Source organism: Polaromonas sp. SP1 (assembly GCF_003711205.1).
GTDB lineage: Bacteria > Pseudomonadota > Gammaproteobacteria > Burkholderiales > Burkholderiaceae_C > Polaromonas.
Genome location: NZ_CP031013.1, coordinates 241,382 through 260,654 on the forward strand (window position 1 = coordinate 241,382; position 19,273 = coordinate 260,654).

A 19,273-nucleotide genomic window follows, 5' to 3' on the forward strand; every position below is an offset into this window, starting at 1 on the left:
TACGGAAGGCGCCACACATGCCCACCTACGACTACGACTGCCCGCAATGCGGCAGCTTCGACGCGCTGCGTTCGGTCTCCATGCGCAATCAGGCGGCCGCCTGCCCCAGTTGCGGTGGCCTGTCGGCGCGCATTTTGTCCGTCGCGCCTTCGTTGGCGCTGATGGAAGACGGCGCGCGCCGCGCGATGGACACCAATGAGCGCGCCCGGCATGAGCCCAAGCGCTCCGGTGACTATGCGCGGCTCAAGCACCCGGCCGGCTGCGGTTGCTGCTCCAGCGGCAAACGCGGCGCCACGGTCACCGCACCCAATGGCAATAAAGCCTTCCCAAGCAAACGCCCCTGGATGATCAGCCACTAGAGGGCTTTCCCAACCCGCGAGGAGCACGACATGATTCACGGCGATATTTCCAGCAGCAAGGACACCGTCGGCGTGGCGGTGGTCAACTACAAGATGCCGCGCCTGCACACCAAGGCCGAAGTGGTGGAGAACGCGAACAACATCGCGCGCATGCTCGAAGGCATGAAGAAGGGCCTGCCCGGCTTGGACCTGGTGATCTTCCCCGAGTACAGCACCCACGGCATCATGTACGACAGCAAGGAGATGCATGAGAACGCCGCCACGGTGCCGGGCTTTGAAACCGAGATCTTCGCGGCGGCCTGCCGCCGCGCCAAGGTGTGGGGCGTGTTTTCGCTCACGGGCGAGCGGCACGAAGAGCACCCGCGCAAGGCGCCCTACAACACGCTGATCCTGATGAACGACCAGGGTGAGATCGTGCAGAAGTACCGCAAGATCATGCCCTGGGTGCCGATCGAAGGCTGGTACCCCGGCGACCGCACCTATGTGACTGACGGGCCCAAGGGCATGAAGATCAGCCTCATCATTTGCGACGACGGCAACTACCCGGAGATCTGGCGTGACTGCGCGATGAAAGGCGCCGAACTCATCGTGCGCTGCCAGGGTTATATGTACCCGGCCAAAGAGCAGCAGATCCTGATCAGCAAGGCCATGGCCTTTGCCAACAACACCTATGTGGCGGTGGCCAACGCGTCAGGCTTTGACGGCGTGTATTCCTATTTCGGCCACTCGGCGCTGATCGGCTTTGACGGCCGCACGCTGGGTGAATGCGGCGAAGAGGAAATGGGCGTGCAGTATGCGGCGCTGTCCAAGAGCCTGATCCGCGACTTCCGCCGCAACGGCCAGTCGGAAAACCATTTGTTCAAGCTGCTGCACCGCGGCTACACCGGCATGATCAACTCGGGCGACGGCGACAAGGGCACGCCGACATGCCCCTTCAGCTTTTATGCCGACTGGCTGCGCGACCCGGTGGCGGCGCGCCAGCAGGTGGAGTCATTTACGCGGACCACGATTGGCACGGATGAGGCGCCCATGGAAGGGATTCCGAACCAGAGCAGCGTGACGGCCTGAGCGGCCAGCCGCTCCTAAAGAGTGGCTTGCGAAATCACCGTCTTTTCAACCAGCCGGTCATCCCCCAGCACGATCAGCGCAAACAGCAGCTCGTCCAGGTTGCCCGCCTGCGCGGTCTTGCGCGCCAGCAGCGGCGTGGCCTGCGGGTTCAGCACGACAAAGTCGGCCTCGCAGCCGGGCTGCAGGTTGCCCACCACGCCGTCCAGCCCCAGCGCGCGCGCCGCGCCCGCCGTGTGCTGCCACCACAGTGCCTGCGGCTTGAGCGACAGGCCGGGTTTGGTCTGGCCTTCGCGGCCGACGTAATAGGCGGCCAGCATGGTGTGAAACGGGCTGAAGGAGGTGCCGCCGCCCACATCGCTGGCCAGGCCGTACGGAAAGCCGATGCGGTCCGCCCCTTCGTAGTCAAAAAAGCCGCTACCCAAAAAGAGGTTGCTGGTCGGGCTGATGGCCGCGGCGGTGCCGGTGCTGCGCATCAGCGCACGGTCTGCGTCGTCGATATGGATGCAGTGGGCGTACACGGCGCGCGGGCGCAACAGGCCGAACTGCTCGTACACGGCGAGGTAGCTGCGGGCATCGGGGTAGAGCGACTTCACCCAGGCGATTTCGTCCTTGTTTTCGGCGACGTGCGACTGGATCCACACATCGGGGTATTTGGCGGCCAGCGCGCCAGCGCCGCGCAGCTGCGCCTCGCTGCAACTGGGCACAAAACGCGGTGTGATGGCGTAGCCCAGCCTGTCCACGCCATGCCAGCGCTGGATCAGCGCCTCGGTGTCGATCAGGCTTTGCCCGGTCTCGTCGCGCACGCCGTCGGGTGCGTTCTGGTCCATCAAGCACTTGCCGGTCATCAGGCGCAGGCTGTTTTTTTGCGCCTCGGTAAAGAGCGCGTTGACGGATTCGGTGTGTGAGGTGGCAAAGGCCAATGCGGTGGTGACACCGTTGCGCAGCAGCTCTGCTATGAAAAATGTAGCGGCTTGTGCACTGTGGTCCTGGGCTGCGAAGCGTTTTTCTTCTGGAAAGGTGTAGTTCTCCAGCCAGGGCAGCAGGCCGTCGGCGGGCGAGCCGATCACGTCCAGCTGCGGGTAGTGGATGTGCATGTCGACAAAACCCGGCGCGATGATGCGGCCCGGGAAGTGTTCGGTCGGCACATCGGCAAAACGCGGCGCCAGGGACTGGTAGCTGCCCACGGCCTGCACGCGCTGGCGGCCTTCGGCGTCGGGGCCCACCACGAGCAGGCCGTCAGATTCGAAAACAGCCTGGGCAGGCCCGGCGAAGTAAAGGATGGCGGCGCGGTAGGCTTTCATGGCGCTTAGGGTAACGCAGGGGCCTGGCGCCGCGATATGCAAATCCCGATAAGGGTTATCAACCGTTAGCGACTCACCCGGCAGCCATCGCCCAGCGAGGCACGCCACACGCGCACCGAGGTCAGCCCCGGCAAACGCGCATCCAGCTTGCGAAAGATGAACTGGCACAGGTTCTCGAGCGTGGGCGGGCCCAGCTCTTTCACGTCATCGAGCAGATGGTGATCGAGCAGCTCGCGCAGCACCTCGATCTCGCGCCGCACCAGGCCCAGGTCCATCACCATGCCGGTGACCGGATCAGGCTCGCCGGCGACAAAGACCTCGGCGTTGTAGGTATGGCCGTGCACACGTTTGCTGCTGTCGGCCTCGATGGCGCGCTTGAGCGTGTGGGCCGCGTCAAAGTAAAAAGTCTGGCTGATCTCGCAGCGCATCGGCGCTGCCGTGGGGAGTTTTTTCGTGCTCATCGGATGCCGGTGATCTTGTGGGTCTGCAGGCTCAGGCGCCAGGCGGGGCGCGCCATGCACAGCTGGATGCAGGTTTCGGTGTTCTGCTGGCGCTGGGGGTTGTCCATGGGCTGCAGGTAGCGGTGGGTGAAGTCGGCGGCTTCGAGCTCGGCGAGGTCAAAGCTGGGCTGGGGCCAGACCACCTTCAATTCGTGACCCGCGCGCTGCACCCAGGGCGCACCGGCCTTGGGGCTCACACAAATCCAGTCGATGCCCTCGGGCGCGGCGATGGTGCCGTTGGTTTCGACCGCGATCTGGAAGCCGCGCGCATGCAGCGCGGCAATCAGTTCGGCATCGACCTGCAGCAGCGGCTCGCCGCCCGTCATCACGACAAAACGGTGGCGGCTGTCACCGGCCGGCCATTGCGCGGCAATGCGGTCGGCCAGCGCGTCGGCATCGCGAAACTTGCCGCCCAGCGTGCCGTCGGTGCCCACAAAGTCGGTGTCGCAAAACTGGCAGACAGCCGTGGCGCGGTCCTGCTCGCGGCCCGTCCAGAGGTTGCAGCCGGCAAAGCGGCAGAACACCGCCGGCCGCCCGGCGTTGGCGCCTTCGCCCTGCAGTGTGTAGAAAATTTCCTTGACCTGGTAGCTCATGGCGCGGCCTGCGCAGGGGTCTGCGGGTCCAGGATCGAAAGGAAAGATGGAGAAATAAAACGGGCGCCCACAGAGGCCGAAAGACCGGGGGTCGCGAGGTTTTTATACATGGTAGTCCTCTACATGACCCCGGAATAAAGCAAATGCCGGCGCGCCGAGGCAGCACGCAAGCCTGTGATTTTAACGGTTCAGGGCCGATGTCCGGATTTAAGGGGGATTCGCGCGTCTCACCGGTGTGAGCAGTCGCTTACTTTGCAGCCGCTGTACCACCTTTGGATTCGGCCGGGGCCGCCCGCAACACGGGGTGGGCCCTGGCCATCCAGAGGTACATCACGGCGCCCACCAGCAGCGAGGCCGCAGCGATCTCCAGCGATACCGTGAAGCCCGCGCCCGCGTTGGCCGTGCGTTTGAGCAGCACCGCGACCAGCGGCGGGCCGAGGATTTGCCCCACGCCGTAGGTGGCGGTGAGCAGGCCCATAAAACTGGCAGCCGTGGCGGGTTTGAGGCGCCGCACTTCCTGCATCGCAAAAAAGGTGATGGCGGTGAAGGGGATACCCAGCATCAGGCTGCCCAGGGCAAAGCCGGCGAGGCTGGGGCTCCAGAGGCTGGCGGCGATGCCCAGCGCCTGCAAAAAGTAGCAGCCGGCCAGCAGCAAACGGAAGTCTTTGCCGGGCGGTAGCCGCGTGGCCAGCAGCGCGCCCAGCATCACGCCCAGGCCGAAGATGGGCCAGAACATGTCGAGCCAGGCCGAGCCCGGCAAGGCCGCGCGCGCAATCACCGGCAAAAAAGTGGCGGTGATGATGTAGCCAAAGCCGGCCAGGCCGTAGGCCAGCGTGAGCAGCGTCATCTCGGCATTGCCGTGGTGCTGCGGCGCATCGCCCGGCTGCGCTGCGGCGCGCGGCGCCAGCGGGATCAGGCGCTCGTCACCGCCGCGCAAGACATGCCACACGGCGGCGGCCAGCACAAAAGACAACACACCAAAAATCACCCAGCCGGTCGCCGCCGTCCAGTGCCAGGCCACCATGCCGGTGGCAAACAGGCCACTCACCACAATGCCGGCGCCCGGGCCGACGTAGATGATGCCGCCCATCGCCGGCACGCCGCGCTTGGCGAGTTGTGAGAGACACCAGCCCGAAGTGAAGACAAACACCACGGCACTCGTCACGCCCGCGGCAAAGCGCAGAAACGGCCACGCAGCCGGCACATGCCAGCCCATGGCCAGCGTCAGCACACCGGTCGCGACCAGGCCCGCGCGCACCAGCGACGAATACGCCAGCGAAGGCAGCCCTTTAAAACGCGCCCACAGCCAGGGCTGCAAGGTGCACAAAATCGCGCCCAGCATGTAGCCGAAGTAATTGGCGCTGGCCAGCCAGCTGGCGGTGGGCAAATCGACCACACCGTCGTTGAGCATCATGGGCAGCAGCGGCGTAAACGCAAAACGGCCTATGCCCATGGCGACGGCCAGGGCCACAAGGCCGGCCAGCGCGATGGGCCATGGGCTTGATTCTTTGACTGACTCTTGGCTTGGCGTCATCGCCATAAGTGCGTCTCCATCGTGTGTTGTTTTGCGTTGTTGCCGGTGTATTGACTGGCTTACTGAAAGGTCTCGAACGCCTCGTCCAGCCGCGTGATGTAGCGGGCCTTGGCGGACGCATCGATAAAACTCGCCTCAAAGCTGTTGCGCGCCAGCGTGTAGGCATGCTGCACATCCAGCCCCGTCGCGGCAAAGGTCTGCATGAAGTTCTCGTTCATGTAGCCGCCAAAGTAGGCCGGGTCGTCGGAATTGACGGTGGCCACGAGGCCTGCGTCCAGCAGCTCGCGAATATTGTGGCTGGCCAGGTCGGGGAAGACGCAAAGCTTGAGGTTGGAGAGCGGGCACACAGTGAGCGGAATGCGGTCTTTGGCCAGGCGCTGCATCAGCGCCGCATCGCGGCTGGAGCGCACACCGTGGTCTACGCGCTCAACCTTCAGCACGTCAAGCGCTGTCCACACATATTCGGGCGGACCTTCTTCACCGGCGTGGGCGACGAGGTGAAAACCCAACTCGCGGCAGCGCGCAAACACGCGGGCAAACTTTTCGGGCGGGTTACCCACTTCGCCGGAATCGAGGCCGATGCCGATGAACTTGTCCCGGTACGGCAAAGCCTGCTCCAGCGTTTCAAACGCATCTTCTTCACTGAGGTGGCGCAAAAAGCAGAGGATCAAAGAGGCGCTGACACCGAACTCGGCCTGCGCATCCACACAGGCGCGGTGGAGGCCATTGACGACCGTTGCCATGCTCACGCCGCGCGCGGTGTGCGTCTGCGGGTCGAAAAACATCTCGGTGTGCACGACGTTATCGGCAGCCGCCTTGCGCAAGTAGGCCTGCGCCATGTCGTAAAAGTCCTGCTCGGTGATGAGCACGCTGGCGCCGGCGTAGTAGATATCGAGAAAGCTCTGCAGGTTGGTGAAAGCGTAGGCGCTGCGCAGCTCTTCAACACTGGCATAAGGAATCTTCACGCCATTGCGGCGGGCCAGTGCAAAGATCAGCTCGGGCTCAAGCGAGCCCTCAATGTGCATGTGCAGCTCGGCCTTGGGCATGCCGGCCAGCAGCGCGGGCATGCGGTCTGCGGCGATGGGTTTGACTTTGATTTGTGGGGGCGTCATCTCGGCTCCAGGCATTCAATTCATGGTGGTCGTATCAACGCTATCGACCATAGCCCATAACGAAAAAAGCTGCCCGAAGGCAGCTTTGAAACTACGTTGCGAGCGCTCCGGCCCGGGGCTGTTGCCTCGGGCACGGCGCTCTGTCCATTATCCTCAGTTGCCGGGAACCTTGCCTTCGACGCCCTTGACGTAAGTCTTCAGGCCGCCGAGGAATTTGTCGTCCGCCACCACGTCTTTGGCCAGCAGTTCCTTGCCGGTGTTGTCGGTGATGGGGCCTTTCCAGATCGAGAAGCTGCCGTCCTTCAGGCCGGCCTTCACTTCGTCGACGCGTTTTTTCGTCTCGTCAGGCACGTCGGCGGCGATGGACACGATGTCGATCGCGCCTTCCTTGACACCCCACCAGGCGGCGGCATTGCCCGTCCACTTGCCTTCCAGCGCCTCACCCACGGACTTCACGTAGTAAGGGCCCCAGTTGATGACGGCGGAAGCCAGGTGGGCTTTGGGGCCGTAGGCGGTCATGTCCGAATCCCAGCCGAAGGCGCGCTTGCCCATTTTTTCGGCGGTCTGCAACACGGCCGACGAATCGGTGTTCTGGAACAGCACGTCGGCGCCGCCGTTGATGAGGGCGGTGGCGGCTTCGGTTTCTTTGGGTGGGTTAAACCATTCGTTAACCCACACCACCTTGGTCTTGACCTTGGGGTTGACCGACTGCGCGCCCAGCGTGAAGCTGTTGATGTTGCGCACCACTTCAGGAATCGGCACCGAGCCGACCACGCCCAGCGTGCCCGTCTTGCTCATCTTGCCGGCGATCACGCCGGCCATGTAGGCGCCTTCGTAGGTGCGGCTGTCATAGGTGCGCATGTTGTCGGCCTGCTTGTAGCCGGTGGCGTGCTCGAACTTCACGTCTTTGGTGTCGTTGGCGACCTTGAGCATGGGCTCCATGTAGCCGAAGGTGGTGCCGAAAATCAGCTTGTTGCCCTGGGCGGCCATGTCGCGGATCACGCGTTCCGCGTCGGCGGACTCAGGCACTTTTTCGACAAAACTGGTGACGACCTTGTCGCCGTATGCCGCCTGCACGGCCTTGCGGCCGTTGTCGTGCGCGTAGGTCCAGCCGCCGTCGCCCACAGGGCCGACGTAGGCAAAGGCGATCTTCAGGGGCTCGGCATTGGCGGCGGGCGCCGAAGCCGCAGGCGCGGCTGCGGGTGCTGCCGGGGCGGCTTCTTCCTTTTTGCCGCAACCGGCCAGGGTTGCCGCAGCCACTGCGGACAGGGCCGCCAGCTTGAGCAGGGAACGTTTTTGCAGGTCGGTCATGTCATCTCGCTTTCGTCAAGGGAAGTGAAGAATTTGAAGGGAATTTCAAAAAGGTAAGAAACCGGAAATAAGAAACGAAAAAATCAGGCTAGGGCGAAAACCGCAATTATGCGGCGGATTGGGCGATTTGCACCATCAGGCGCCGGGGTAAAACGGCTTGCCGATGGAGCTGGGCATGTTGACGCGTATCCACAGCGGGTTGCGCGAAATCAGCACCAGCACCACGATGGTGGCCAGGTAAGGCAGCATGCTCAGGAACTGCGTGGGCACATCCAGGCCCACGCTTTGCAGGTGAAACTGCAGCATGGTCACGCCGCCGAACAGGTAAGCCCCAAGCAACACCCGTGCCGGGCGCCAGGTGGCAAAAGTGGTCAGCGCCAGCGCGATCCAGCCCTTGCCGGCGATCATGCCCTCGACCCACAGCGGCGTATAAACCACCGACACATAAGCCCCGGCCAGCCCGCACAGCGCGCCGCCGGCCACCACGGCCGCCAGGCGTATGCGCCGCACCGGGTAGCCCAGGGCGTGGGCCGACTCGGGGCTTTCACCCACCGAGCGCAGCACCAGGCCGGCGCGCGTGCGGTACAAAAACCAGATCAGCCCGGCCGTCAGCGCCATCGCGATGTAAACCATCGGATGCTGGCGGAACAGCGCCGGGCCCACCAGCGGGATGTCGGCCAGGAAGGGGATCGGGTACTGCGACTGCTCGGGCAGTTTTTCTTGCACATACTTGATGCCGGCAAAGGCCGAGAAGCCCGCACCGAACAGGCTGAGCGCCAGCCCGGTGGCGTACTGGTTGGTGTTGAGCCAGATCACCAACACGCCGAACACGGCGGCCAGGAAAGCGCCCGCGGCCATGCCGGCCGCAAAACCCAGCCAGCTGTTGCCGGTGTGCACCACCGTGGCAAAGCCGGCAATGGCAGCGCACAGCATCATGCCCTCGGCGCCCAGGTTGACGATGCCGGCTTTTTCATTGATGAGCAGGCCCAGTGCGGCGATGGCCAACACGGTGCCCGCGCTCAGCGTAGAGGCAATCAGCAATGCGGTGGAGTCCATCAGCTGGCTCCTTTCACAAGATCGGTTGAGGGCGGCGTGGCCACCGGCATGGGAAGGGGCTTGGCCAGCTTGAGGCGGTACGCGATGAGCGTGTCGCAGGCCAGCAGGCTGAACAGCAGCAGGCCCTGGAACACGCCGGTGATCGACTTGGGCAGGCCCAGGCGCGACTGCGCAAGCTCGCCCCCTATATAGAACATGCTCATCAGGATGGCCGAGAACACCACCCCCACCGGGTGCAGCCGCCCGACAAAGGCCACGATGATGGCAGCGAAGCCATAGCCCGCCGGCACGTAAGGCGTGAGCTGGCCGATCGGGCCGGCCACTTCCAGCGCGCCGGCCAGGCCCGCGGCGCCGCCCGATGTGAGCAGCGCCAGCCACAGCGCACGGCGCGACGAGAAGCCGGCATAGCGCGCGGCGGCGGGTGCCAGGCCGCTGACTTCATGCCTGAAGCCCGAGTAGGTGCGGAACAAAAACAGCCACAGCCCCGCCACGCCCAGCAGCGCCAGGATGATGCCGATGTTCACGCGCGAGCCCTGCATCAGCCGCGGGATCTGGGTCACCGCGTCAAAGGTTTTGGTCTGCGGGAAGTTGTAGCCCTGCGGGTCCTTCCACGGGCCGAAGACCAGGAAGTTGAGCAGCATGTCGGCCACATAGACCAGCATCAGGCTGACCAGGATCTCGTTGGCGTTGAAGCGGTCGCGCAGCAAGGCCGTGATGCCGGCCCAGACCATGCCGCCCATCACACCCGCCAGCAACACCGCCGGGATGATCCAGGGGCCGGTGGTCTTGTCGGCCAGCAGCGCGATGCCGCCCGCCGCGATGGCGCCCATGACGAACTGGCCTTCAGCGCCGATGTTCCACACATTGGAGCGAAAGCACACGGCCAGCCCCAGCGCGATGATGAGCAGCGGCGTGGCTTTGACCAGCAGCTCGCCGATGGCGTAGGGCGACTTGATCGGCTCCCAGAAAAACACCTGCAGGCCCTTGACCGGGTCTTTGCCCAGCGCGACAAACAGCGCCACGCCGATCAGCACGGTGATCAGCAAGGCCAGCACAGGCGAGGCATAGCTCCAGAAGGAAGACGGTTGGGGACGGATTTCGAGCTTCATGCTGCGGCTCCTTCCTCAGCGCGAACAGATGACGCAGCCCAGAGCCCGCTCATCCACTGCCCGACCAGTTCCACCGTGGCATCAGCCCGCGGCAGCGAGGGCGATATCTGCCCCTTGGCCATGACATAAAGCCGGTCGCAGATATCAAACAGCTCTTCAAGCTCCTCACTGACCACCAGTACGGCGCAACCGGCGTCGCGCAGCTTGAGGATTTCGCCGCGGATTTGCGTGGCCGCACCCACGTCAACGCCCCAGGTGGGTTGCGAGACGATGAGCAGCGCGGGTTTCGCTTCGATCTCGCGGCCCATGATGAACTTTTGCAGGTTGCCGCCCGAGAGCGACTTGGCCACCGCCTGCGGCCCGCCCGACTTCACCTTGTAGTCGGCAATGATGCGGGCGGCCTGCGCCTGCAGTGCGCCGCGGTTGAGCCAGCCGCTGCTGCTCACCGCCTCTTTGCGCGTGAGCAGCAGGTTGCGGGCGAGGGACAGCGAGGGCACGGCACCGCGGCCCAGGCGTTCTTCCGGCACAAAGTGCAGGCCCAGCTCACGGCGGCCGCGCGGCCCGAGCTTGCCCACAGGCTGGCCCTTGACGTGGATGGCGCCGGCCGCCGCGCGGGTGTCTTCACCCGACAGCGCGTAGAGCAACTCCTTCTGGCCGTTGCCCGAGACGCCCGCGATGCCGACGACCTCACCGGCGCGCACCTGCAGCGCGACCTGGTGCAGGTCGACGCCGAACTGTTCTTCTTTTTGCAAATCGAGCTGCTTGACCTCCAGCACGACCGCGCCGGCGCGCACCTCGCGGTGCTCCAGGGCAGGCGGCTCGGCGCCGATCATCAGGCGGCTGAGCGAGGCATTGGACTCCTGCCGCGGATCGCATACCCCCGAGACCTTGCCGCCGCGCAGCACGGTGCAGGCGGTACACAGCGCGCGGATTTCATGCAGCTTGTGGCTGATATACAAAATGCTGCAACCCTGCGCCGAGAGCTGGCGCAACGTGACAAACAGGTTTTCCACGGCTTGCGGTGTCAATACCGAAGTGGGCTCATCCAGGATCAAAAGCTTGGGGTGCGTGAGCAGCGCGCGCACGATCTCGACGCGCTGGCGCTCCCCCACGCTCAGCGTGTGCACAGGCCGGCCGGGGTCCAGCTGCAGGCCGTACGCCTGTGTGGTCTGCTCGATGCGGGCCGAGACTTCGGCCAGGCTCAGGTGTTTGTCGAGCCCGAGCCAGACGTTTTCTGCCACCGTGAGCGTGTCGAACAAACTGAAATGCTGGAACACCATGCTGATGCCCAGTGCGCGCGCCTCATGCGGGTTGCGCACCGTCACGGGCTTGCCGTCCATGGTCACGCTGCCGGCGTCGGGCTTGACGGAGCCGTAGATGATTTTCATCAGCGTGGATTTGCCGGCGCCGTTTTCACCGAGCACGGCATGGATTTCACCCGGCTGCACGGCCAGCGAGATACCGCTGTTGGCCACGACGCCGGGATAACTTTTGGTGATCCCGCTCAGTTGCAGCCGCGGCGGCGGCCCTGGGGGGCTTTCAATCTGGGGCGATGGTGCTGTCATTTGTCTCTTTGTCTCGTTGGTCTCGTGGTATCCGTTCTATGCCGGATTTATAAGAAAAATGCCTGCAGCCCTTGTCTGGCAACCGCAGGCAGCTATTCTTTTCGTAGCATGGCGGCCACCGACTTGACCCGTTCACGCAGCCACTTCGAGGCGGTGGAGGCGTGCGTGCGTTCGTGCCAGAGCTGGTAATACATCATGCGGGGGAACTCAATGGGGCTGGGCAATATTTTGACCGGCAGGAGGCTCGCAAAGCGTTCGCAATACTGACGGCCGGTGGTCATCACCAGCAAGCTCGATGCCACCATGGAAGGCATCAGGCCGAAATGCGGGCAGCGCACGGTGATGTTGCGCACCATGCCCAGCGAATCCAGGTGTTCGTCGATCACGCCCTTGGCGCCGGGGTGCATGGCGGCGGGCGCAATGTGCTCGGCCTCCAGCCAGCCGGCAGCGTCCCAGCCGCGGCGCACCGCCGGGTGGTCTTTGGCGACCAGGCACACCACGTCGTCGCCGAAAAGGCGCGCCATGTGCAGCTCGTCCGACGGGGCCGACCAGTTGCCGATGACCAGGTCTGCGTCGCCTTGCGCCAGGTGGGATCGGTAGTCCGACTCGGACGACAGCGGCTGGATCTCAATGTGGCAGCGCGGCGCCTGCGACTTGATCTGCGCCACCAGCTGCGGCAAAAAGAGCGGGTCCATGTAGTCGCTGGCCGCCAGGCGAAAGGTGATCTCGGCCGTGGCCGGATCAAACCCACGGGCGTCGCTGAAGAGCATGCCGGCGGCGCGCAGGATGCTGGCCGAGGGCTCGATCATGCGCAGGCCGGCATCGGTAGGCACCATGCCTGAGCCTGAACGCACCAGGATGGGGTCTCCGGCCAGCACGCGCAGGCGCTTGAGCGCCGCGCTGACAGCGGGCTGGTACATACCCAATTTGATGGCTGCGCGTGATACGCTGCGTTCAGTTAGCACGGTGTTCAAGACCCTGATGAGATGGAGGTCTATCTTGTCGAAAAGCGCCTGGTCTTTCATACCTTTTCACCCATGCGGTTGATACGCGGTTTTGTATGCTGGCCGTGACTGGGCTGTTTTAATCTGAAGCATGTCTGTCCCATCTTCTTTATCCCAATCCATCCGCTTCGTCAGGCGGGGCGAGGTCATTTCCGTCAGCAATGTACCACCCACCCGTACGTTGCTGGAGCTCCTGCGCGAGGACCTCCATTGCACCGGCACCAAGGAGGGCTGCGGTGAAGGCGACTGCGGCGCCTGCACCGTTGTATTAGGTGAAGCAGCGGACGGCGAAGTCCAGTACCGCGCCATCAACAGCTGCATCCGGCTGGCGCATTCCATTGACGGGATGGCGCTGTGGACGGTCGAAGACTTGGCGGCGCAAGACGGCGCCCTGCACCCCGCGCAGCAAGCGATGGTCGACAAGCACGGCTCCCAATGCGGCTTCTGCACCCCGGGTTTTGTGATGAGCATGTTCGGCATGTACCAGAACCATGTCTGCAAGGGCAACACCATCACACGCGAGCTGGCACAGGAAGAACTCTCCGGAAACCTCTGCCGCTGCACCGGCTACCGGCCGATTCTGGATGCTGCGCAGGCCATGGCCGCGCTGCCACCGGTGGCCGTTGATGAAAAGGCTTTGCTACAAAAAATGGAGCAGCTAGCCCATACCACGCCTGGTCTAGAGGCCGATTTTGCCTATAAATCTCCCCGCACGCTGGCCGCGCTGCTGCAGGCCCGCGCGGCCCACCCCGAGGCCCAGCTGGTGGCCGGCTGCACCGACGTGGGCTTGTGGGTCACCAAGATGCACAAGCAGTTTGGCCAGGTGCTGGACGTGACGAAGGTGCAAGAACTGCGGCAGGTGGAAGACTACCCGCACCACATTGCGATCGGCGCAGCCGTCACGTTGACCGACGCGTACGCCGCTTTGGTGAAGGACCGCCCGCAGCTGCACAACTTCGCCGCCCGTTTTGCCGGCCTGCCGGTGCGTAACTCCGGCACGCTGGGCGGCAACGTGGCCAATGGCTCGCCGATAGGTGACTCGATGCCGCTCTTGATCGCCCTAAACGCCAACGTGGTGCTGATGAGCGTTCGCGGCCACCGCGAGCTGCCGCTGGAAAAGCTCTACACCGGCTACCGCCAGAACGTGATGGCGCCGGATGAGGTGCTGGCGTGGATCAAGGTGCCCAAAGCCCAGGCCCGGGAGGCCATGAAGGTCTACAAGATATCGAAGCGCTACGACGACGATATTTCCGCCGTCTGCCTGGCGATCAATCTGCGGATTGAAAACAACACAGTCGTGTCCGCCTCGATAGGCGCAGGCGGCGTCGCAGCCACACCGGTGCGCGCCGTCAAAACAGAAGCCGTCCTCACCGGCCAGCCCTGGACGCAAGCCACCGTGCAACACGCGATGGCCACGCTGCGCGCCGAGTTCTCGCCGATTTCCGACATGCGGGCCAGCGCGGCCTACCGCAGCCAGGTGCTGGGCAATCTGCTGCAGCGCTACTGGCTGGAAAGCCAGGGCCTGCAGCAGATCAACCTGGCCAGCTTCACGCTGGAGGAGGCCGCATGAACGCCGCCAAAGATATTTCCGTCAGCCGCGACGCGGTGGCCGACCCGGACGTGCGCGAAGCCAACGCCCGTGCCGACAAGGCACCCGCCGCTGACCCCGCTGAAAAAGCCTCGCTGACGCGCAAGCCCGCGCATACGCAAGCGGCCGGTCGCTCCACCGCGCATGAAAGCGCCCGCGCGCAAGTCGCCGGTGCCGCAACTTATGTCGATGACATTCCCGAAGTGCGCGGCACACTGCACGCGGCGCCGATTCTATCGACCGTGGCGCACGGCAAGCTGCTGGGCGTTGACACCACGGCCGCCCTGGCCATGCCGGGTGTGCGCGACGTGATCCTGGCGCGCGACATTCCGGGCGACCCGGTGCTGGGCAATTTCTCACACGACGAACCGGTGTTTGCGCAAGACACCGTGCAGCACATCGGCCAGGTGATTGGCGTGGTGGTGGCCGACACCGTGATGCAGGCCCGCAGCGCCGCGCGCAACGTGGTGTGCAAGATCGAACCGCTTCCCGCCATATTGAATGTGCAGGACGCGCTCAAGGCCGAAAGTTATGTACTGCCGCCGGTGTTTGTCAGACGCGGTGACGCGGCGGCGGCGCTGAAGAAGGCTGCGCACACGCTGCACGGCACACTCGAAGTCGGCGGCCAGGAACACTTCTACCTGGAAGGCCAGGTCGCCTACGTCGTGCCGCAGGAGCAGCAGCAATGGCTGGTGTATTCCAGCACCCAGCACCCGGGCGAGATCCAGCACTGGGTGTCGCACGCGCTGGGCATCACCAACAATGCCGTCCGCGTGGAATGCCGGCGCATGGGCGGCGGCTTTGGCGGCAAGGAAACGCAATCAGGCCAGATGGCGGTGTGGGCCGCCCTTGCCGCGTACAAGCTGCACTGCGCCGTCAAGCTCCGCATGGACCGCGACGACGACTTCATGGTCACCGGCAAGCGGCACCCGTTTGCGTATGACTATGACGTGGGCTTTGACGACACCGGCCTGCTCACCGGCCTGAAGATCACGATGGCGGTGAACTGCGGCTTCAGCGCCGACCTCTCGGGCCCGGTGGCCGACCGCGCGATCTTCCATGCCGACAACGCCTACTTTCTGCAAGACGTGGAGATCGCGTCTTACCGCTGCAAGACGAATACGCAGAGCAACACCGCCTTTCGCGGCTTCGGCGGCCCGCAGGGCATGATCGTGATCGAGGCCATCATGGGCGACATCGCCCGCACGCTGGGCCTGGACCCGCTGGACGTGCGCAAGCGCAACCTGTACAGCGACGAACTGACAAACCCTTCGCCCCTTCGACAAGCTCAGGACAGGCCAGGCTCAGGGCGAAAGGATGAAAAAAATGCCGTTCGGGCTGAGCCTGTCGAAGCCCCTCGTCGAAACATGACGCACTACCAGATGAAGGTCGAAGACAACATCCTCGACCCCTTGCTATCAAAACTGGAGCAAACGGCCCAATACCGGCAAAGGCGGGAGGCCATTTCGGCATGGAACCAGGGCAGCCCGGTCATCAAGCGCGGCATCGCCCTCACCCCCGTCAAGTTCGGCATCTCCTTCACCGCCACGCTGTTTAACCAGGCCGGTGCGCTGGTGCATGTGTACACCGACGGCAGCGTGCAGGTAAACCACGGTGGCACTGAAATGGGTCAGGGCCTCAACACCAAAGTCGCGCAGATCGTGGCCGACGAATTGGGCGTGCCGTTTTCACAAGTGTTGGCCACCGCCAGCGACACCAGCAAGGTGCCAAACGCCTCGGCCACCGCCGCATCGGCCGGCACCGACCTGAACGGCCGCGCCGCGCAATATGCCGCGCGCAATGTGCGCGACAACCTGGCGCAGTTTGTGGCGGGGCTGGACCGCTGCGGCGCGGGCGCCGTTCGATTTGTGTGTGGCGAAAACGGCGGCGAGGTCATCACGCCCGAAGGCACACGCCCCTTCACTGAAGTCGTCAAGCTGGCGTACGCCAACCGCATCCAGCTGTGGAGCGACGGCTTTTACCGCACACCCAAAATCCACTATGACAAAACCACCCTCACCGGCCGGCCGTTTTATTACTTCTCCTACGGCGCCGCCTGCACCGAAGTCGCCATCGACACGCTGACGGGCGAAAGCCGTGTGCTGAAAGTCGACATCCTGCACGACGTGGGCACCAGCATCAACCCGGCCATCGATATCGGCCAGATCGAAGGCGGCTTCATCCAGGGCATGGGCTGGCTCACCACCGAGCAGCTGGTGTGGAACGACAAGGGCCTGCTGACCACACACGCCCCCAGCACCTACAAGATCCCCGCTACCGGCGATGTGCCTGAACACTTCAAGGTCGACCTGTGGCCCGAACCCAACCGCGAAGACAACGTCTTCGGCAGCAAGGCCGTGGGCGAGCCGCCTCTGATGCTGGCGATCAGCGTGTATGAGGCTTTGCGGGATGCGGTGGCTTCGGTCGCGCGCCCCGGTGAGTGCGTGGTGCTGGAGGCCCCGGCGACGGCCGAGCATGTGCTGAGGGCTTTAACACCGCGCTGAACACGATGCCCATCAAGCCTCGCGGTACATCCCCGAGTCGCCGCGCACGCCCAGCTTCTTCCTGAAGGCCTGAATGTCGAAGCCTTCGCTGGCGAGCTGCTTTTCCATGACAACCCGGGCGGCGGCCACGGCATCGGCGCTGGCCCACTCCACCACCGTCACCACATCGAATTCGCTGCTGTCGCCCGTCTGGGTGAGCACATGCTTTTGCAGGCAGCCCGGCTGCTCGCCCAGCATGCGCTGGACGTGATGGATCCGCTCGACAAAGGCAGAGATCGATTGCGAGGGCACCACAAATTTGTCGATACGGAATATGGAAGCGGAAGTGGCGGTGGGGGCTAAAGATTCGCCTGGCATTTGAATAACTCCTTGAAAACCAGGAGCTTAAAACCTCAAGTAAAGTTGAGGTCAAGCATTATCTGAAAAACGCTTGCAAGGAGCTCACCATGACCACCGAACTGGAAGCAGCCGGCTTCTCCCCCACACTCTCCGTCGGCGACATGGCACGCCGCAGCGGCGTGGCGGTGTCCACGTTGCACTTCTACGAAACCAAGGGCCTGATCAGCAGCACCCGCACCGACGGCAACCAGCGCCGTTATGCGCGCGAGATGCTGCGGCGCGTGGCCTTCGTGCGCGTGGCGCAGCGGGTGGGCATTGCGCTGGCCGACATCGAGGCGGCCCTGGCCACCCTGCCCGCCAAAGCAGCCCCCAGCCGCGCGGACTGGGCGCGCCTGTCGGCCGCATGGCGCAAAGACCTGGACGAACGCATGGCGCAGCTGAAAAAACTGCGCGACACGCTGGACGACTGCATCGGCTGCGGTTGCCTGTCGATCGACAAATGCCGGCTGCGCAATCCGTTTGACAAGCTGGGCGACAAGGGCGCCGGGCCGCAGCGGTTGTTGATAACGCGCCGGGATCGGTCCTAGTTTTTCTCCCTCTCCCTCGGGGAGAGGGCGGGGGGTGAGGGTCGCGGCCTTTGCAAGCGCTGCGCCATTTTTACCGCCGCCGGGCCCTCACCCTAACCCTCTCCCAGGGGGAGAGGGGATAAAGAAACAGTCGCCCTAAATAAGCGGGTGAAAAAGATCTACCAACATCATCACCACCGCAAACCCCATCACCACCACGCCACCCCAGCCAAACCAGGTGGTCTTCAGGCCCGAGGTGAAGTTGCCCATCACCGACTTGCGGCTGGCCAGCAGCATCAGGCCGGCCATGATGGGCACGGCCACCACGCCGTTGATCACGGCGCTCCAGTAGAGCGCTTTCATCGGGTCGATGGACGTAAAGTCCATGCCGGTGCCGACCACGGTGGCGATGACGATGATGGCGTAGAAACGTTTGGCCTCGTACCAGTGGCGCTCCAGGCCCTCGGGCCAGCCAAAGGCCTCGGCCACGGCGTAAGCCGCGGATGAAGCCAGCACCGGCACCGCCAGCAAACCGGTGGCGATGATGCCGCCGGCAAACAGCGCAAAGGCAAAGTCGCCGGCCAGCGGCCGCAGGGCCTCTGCCGCCTGCGCGGCCGAGGTCACGTCATGGATGCCGGCCGCATACAGCACCGCGCCGCCCAGCACCATGATGAAGAAGGCGATGGCGTTGGAAAAAAACATGCCGATATAGGTGTCGCGCTTGACGCGGCGCAGGTCGCGGCGGATTTTCTTTTCGGGGCCGATCACGCCGCCCTTCAGCCGCAGCTCTTCCACTTCCTGCGAAGCCTGCCAGAAGAAGAGATAGGGCGAAATCGTCGTGCCCAGCAGCGCGACGATCATCATCCAGTAGCCCGAAGTCCATTGCAGTTTGGGAATCACCAGGTCATGCAGCACCTGGGCCCACTGCACCTGCACCAAGAACACGGCAATCACATAGGCAAAAAGAAAGAGCGTCAGCCACTTCAAAATCGGCGCCAGCTTGCGGTAAGGCACAAACACCTGCAGCAGCACGGTGATGATGCCGAAGGCCACCGCATGAAAGTGGTCGCCGCCGCCCACGGCCAGCTGCAGCGCCTCACCCATCGCGGCGATGTCGGCCGCGATGTTGATGGTGTTGGCGATCACCAGCAAAAACACCATGCTCATCAAAAAAGCGCGCGGCGTGTGCTCACGCAGATTGGCCGCCACACCCTTGCCGGTGACGCGCCCGATGCGCGCGCTCACCAGCTGGATGGCGATCATGAAAGGCAAGGAGAGGAACACCGTCCACAGCAGCCCGGTGCCGAACTGCGCCCCGGCCTGCGTGTAGGTGGCGATGCCGGAGGGGTCATCATCGGCGGCGCCGGTGACAACGCCTGGGCCGACATGGCGCAGGAAGGAGGGGATGCGGTTCAACATGGCCGCGAGGCTAACACCGTTTGATGAGGTCAGGCTTAAGCCGGCTGACGGACGGCTTGCAGGGCTAACTTCAGTATTAAAACAGCCCGCAGCTCAATCAATACGTGGGCAAGTAGCTACAAAATCAATAGCAGATGCCGAACCGGCCGGCGACCGTGCAGACGAACTGCGGACAAAAGCGTAGGATGGCTCATCTGCGGCCAGCCCCCGTGGCCCATCGCGGCTCAGGATGCCAGAGGACCTTCGCGCAAGCGCAGCCTTCCCTCAATACCGGAGAAATCATGACCACTGCATCACGCATGAGCGTCCAAATCTCGCCACCCCGCCTTGCCGCCGGCTTGCACG

General features: G+C 64.0%; 17 protein-coding genes. 5 read left to right on the forward strand and 12 right to left on the reverse strand.

The window, feature by feature from the left end:
- Nucleotides 1-17 precede the first annotated feature (17 nt).
- Both DT070_RS01145 and DT070_RS01150 read left to right on the forward strand, forming a co-directional pair.
- A complete protein-coding gene (locus DT070_RS01145) occupies nt 18-359 on the forward strand; it encodes a zinc ribbon domain-containing protein (RefSeq protein ID WP_122953751.1) in 342 nt (113 codons plus the stop codon).
- A 30-nt stretch (nt 360-389) separates the two neighbouring features.
- On the forward strand, nt 390-1,427 hold the full coding sequence (locus DT070_RS01150; RefSeq protein ID WP_122953752.1) for an aliphatic amidase: 1,038 nt from the start codon (nt 390-392) through the stop codon (nt 1,425-1,427).
- A 14-nt stretch (nt 1,428-1,441) separates the two neighbouring features.
- Here the strand turns inward: DT070_RS01150 and guaD are convergent, their stop codons facing one another.
- The 10 genes from guaD to DT070_RS01200 form a co-directional block, all read right to left on the reverse strand.
- A complete protein-coding gene (guaD, locus tag DT070_RS01155; RefSeq protein ID WP_122953753.1) occupies nt 1,442-2,728 on the reverse strand; it encodes a guanine deaminase in 1,287 nt (428 codons plus the stop codon).
- Between the two features lie 65 nt (nt 2,729-2,793).
- Complete coding sequence (locus tag DT070_RS01160) at nt 2,794-3,156, reverse strand: 6-carboxytetrahydropterin synthase (protein ID WP_122957190.1); 363 nt, start codon at nt 3,154-3,156, stop codon at nt 2,794-2,796.
- 29 nt (nt 3,157-3,185) lie between these two features.
- Nucleotides 3,186-3,821, reverse strand: coding sequence for a 7-carboxy-7-deazaguanine synthase (gene queE, locus DT070_RS01165; protein ID WP_122953754.1), 636 nt, complete (start codon nt 3,819-3,821; stop codon nt 3,186-3,188).
- A gap of 247 nt (nt 3,822-4,068) precedes the next feature.
- Nucleotides 4,069-5,355 carry a YbfB/YjiJ family MFS transporter gene (locus tag DT070_RS01170; RefSeq protein WP_369973908.1) on the reverse strand — a complete coding sequence of 429 codons (1,287 nt, stop codon included), beginning with the start codon at nt 5,353-5,355 and terminating at the stop codon, nt 4,069-4,071.
- A gap of 59 nt (nt 5,356-5,414) precedes the next feature.
- Nucleotides 5,415-6,467 carry an adenosine deaminase gene (locus DT070_RS01175; protein WP_122953756.1) on the reverse strand — a complete coding sequence of 351 codons (1,053 nt, stop codon included), beginning with the start codon at nt 6,465-6,467 and terminating at the stop codon, nt 5,415-5,417.
- 153 nt (nt 6,468-6,620) lie between these two features.
- A complete protein-coding gene (locus DT070_RS01180) occupies nt 6,621-7,778 on the reverse strand; it encodes a BMP family ABC transporter substrate-binding protein (RefSeq protein WP_122953757.1) in 1,158 nt (385 codons plus the stop codon).
- Nucleotides 7,779-7,913: 135 nt separating this feature from the next.
- Nucleotides 7,914-8,834, reverse strand: a complete 921-nt coding sequence (locus DT070_RS01185) for an ABC transporter permease (protein WP_122953758.1) — start codon at nt 8,832-8,834, stop codon at nt 7,914-7,916.
- Complete coding sequence (locus DT070_RS01190) at nt 8,834-9,943, reverse strand: ABC transporter permease (protein ID WP_122953759.1); 1,110 nt, start codon at nt 9,941-9,943, stop codon at nt 8,834-8,836. Before DT070_RS01190 ends, DT070_RS01185 begins: the two co-directional genes overlap by 1 nt.
- Nucleotides 9,940-11,508 carry an ABC transporter ATP-binding protein gene (locus DT070_RS01195; RefSeq protein WP_122953760.1) on the reverse strand — a complete coding sequence of 523 codons (1,569 nt, stop codon included), beginning with the start codon at nt 11,506-11,508 and terminating at the stop codon, nt 9,940-9,942. Before DT070_RS01195 ends, DT070_RS01190 begins: the two co-directional genes overlap by 4 nt.
- Nucleotides 11,509-11,600: 92 nt before the next feature.
- The gene (locus DT070_RS01200; protein ID WP_122953761.1) at nt 11,601-12,533 is read right to left on the reverse strand and encodes a LysR family transcriptional regulator; all 933 of its coding nucleotides are present in this window, start codon (nt 12,531-12,533) and stop codon (nt 11,601-11,603) included.
- A 70-nt stretch (nt 12,534-12,603) separates the two neighbouring features.
- Here DT070_RS01200 and xdhA point away from each other — a divergent pair, with 70 nt between their 5' ends.
- Together xdhA and xdhB are read left to right on the forward strand one after the other, a co-directional pair.
- Entirely contained in the window at nt 12,604-14,082 is a 1,479-nt protein-coding gene (xdhA, locus tag DT070_RS01205; RefSeq protein ID WP_122953762.1) for a xanthine dehydrogenase small subunit, read from the forward strand.
- Complete coding sequence (gene xdhB / locus DT070_RS01210; protein ID WP_122953763.1) at nt 14,079-16,604, forward strand: xanthine dehydrogenase molybdopterin binding subunit; 2,526 nt, start codon at nt 14,079-14,081, stop codon at nt 16,602-16,604. The genes xdhA and xdhB overlap by 4 nt, the downstream gene beginning before the upstream one ends.
- 12 nt (nt 16,605-16,616) lie before the next feature.
- Here xdhB and DT070_RS01215 read toward each other — a convergent pair whose 3' ends face one another.
- A complete protein-coding gene (locus DT070_RS01215) occupies nt 16,617-16,961 on the reverse strand; it encodes an antibiotic biosynthesis monooxygenase (RefSeq protein ID WP_122953764.1) in 345 nt (114 codons plus the stop codon).
- An 89-nt stretch (nt 16,962-17,050) separates the two neighbouring features.
- Between DT070_RS01215 and soxR the strand changes: the two genes are divergently transcribed.
- Nucleotides 17,051-17,530 (forward strand): redox-sensitive transcriptional activator SoxR, encoded by a 480-nt coding sequence (gene soxR, locus DT070_RS01220; protein ID WP_122953765.1) that lies wholly within the window; start codon nt 17,051-17,053, stop codon nt 17,528-17,530.
- Nucleotides 17,531-17,665: 135 nt separating this feature from the next.
- Here soxR and DT070_RS01225 read toward each other — a convergent pair whose 3' ends face one another.
- Nucleotides 17,666-18,928 (reverse strand): Nramp family divalent metal transporter, encoded by a 1,263-nt coding sequence (locus DT070_RS01225; protein ID WP_122953766.1) that lies wholly within the window; start codon nt 18,926-18,928, stop codon nt 17,666-17,668.
- Between the last annotated feature and the right edge of the window lie 345 nt (nt 18,929-19,273).

Coding starts and splice junctions, on each gene's coding strand:
- DT070_RS01145 (WP_122953751.1), top strand. CDS start 18: ATGCCCACCTACGACTACGACTGCCCGCAATGCGGCAGCTTCGACGCG.
- DT070_RS01150 (WP_122953752.1), top strand. CDS start 390: ATGATTCACGGCGATATTTCCAGCAGCAAGGACACCGTCGGCGTGGCG.
- guaD (WP_122953753.1), bottom strand. CDS start 2,728: ATGAAAGCCTACCGCGCCGCCATCCTTTACTTCGCCGGGCCTGCCCAG.
- DT070_RS01160 (WP_122957190.1), bottom strand. CDS start 3,156: ATGCGCTGCGAGATCAGCCAGACTTTTTACTTTGACGCGGCCCACACG.
- queE (WP_122953754.1), bottom strand. CDS start 3,821: ATGAGCTACCAGGTCAAGGAAATTTTCTACACACTGCAGGGCGAAGGC.
- DT070_RS01170 (WP_369973908.1), bottom strand. CDS start 5,355: ATGACGCCAAGCCAAGAGTCAGTCAAAGAATCAAGCCCATGGCCCATC.
- DT070_RS01175 (WP_122953756.1), bottom strand. CDS start 6,467: ATGACGCCCCCACAAATCAAAGTCAAACCCATCGCCGCAGACCGCATG.
- DT070_RS01180 (WP_122953757.1), bottom strand. CDS start 7,778: ATGACCGACCTGCAAAAACGTTCCCTGCTCAAGCTGGCGGCCCTGTCC.
- DT070_RS01185 (WP_122953758.1), bottom strand. CDS start 8,834: ATGGACTCCACCGCATTGCTGATTGCCTCTACGCTGAGCGCGGGCACC.
- DT070_RS01190 (WP_122953759.1), bottom strand. CDS start 9,943: ATGAAGCTCGAAATCCGTCCCCAACCGTCTTCCTTCTGGAGCTATGCC.
- DT070_RS01195 (WP_122953760.1), bottom strand. CDS start 11,508: ATGACAGCACCATCGCCCCAGATTGAAAGCCCCCCAGGGCCGCCGCCG.
- DT070_RS01200 (WP_122953761.1), bottom strand. CDS start 12,533: ATGAAAGACCAGGCGCTTTTCGACAAGATAGACCTCCATCTCATCAGG.
- xdhA (WP_122953762.1), top strand. CDS start 12,604: ATGTCTGTCCCATCTTCTTTATCCCAATCCATCCGCTTCGTCAGGCGG.
- xdhB (WP_122953763.1), top strand. CDS start 14,079: ATGAACGCCGCCAAAGATATTTCCGTCAGCCGCGACGCGGTGGCCGAC.
- DT070_RS01215 (WP_122953764.1), bottom strand. CDS start 16,961: ATGCCAGGCGAATCTTTAGCCCCCACCGCCACTTCCGCTTCCATATTC.
- soxR (WP_122953765.1), top strand. CDS start 17,051: ATGACCACCGAACTGGAAGCAGCCGGCTTCTCCCCCACACTCTCCGTC.
- DT070_RS01225 (WP_122953766.1), bottom strand. CDS start 18,928: ATGTTGAACCGCATCCCCTCCTTCCTGCGCCATGTCGGCCCAGGCGTT.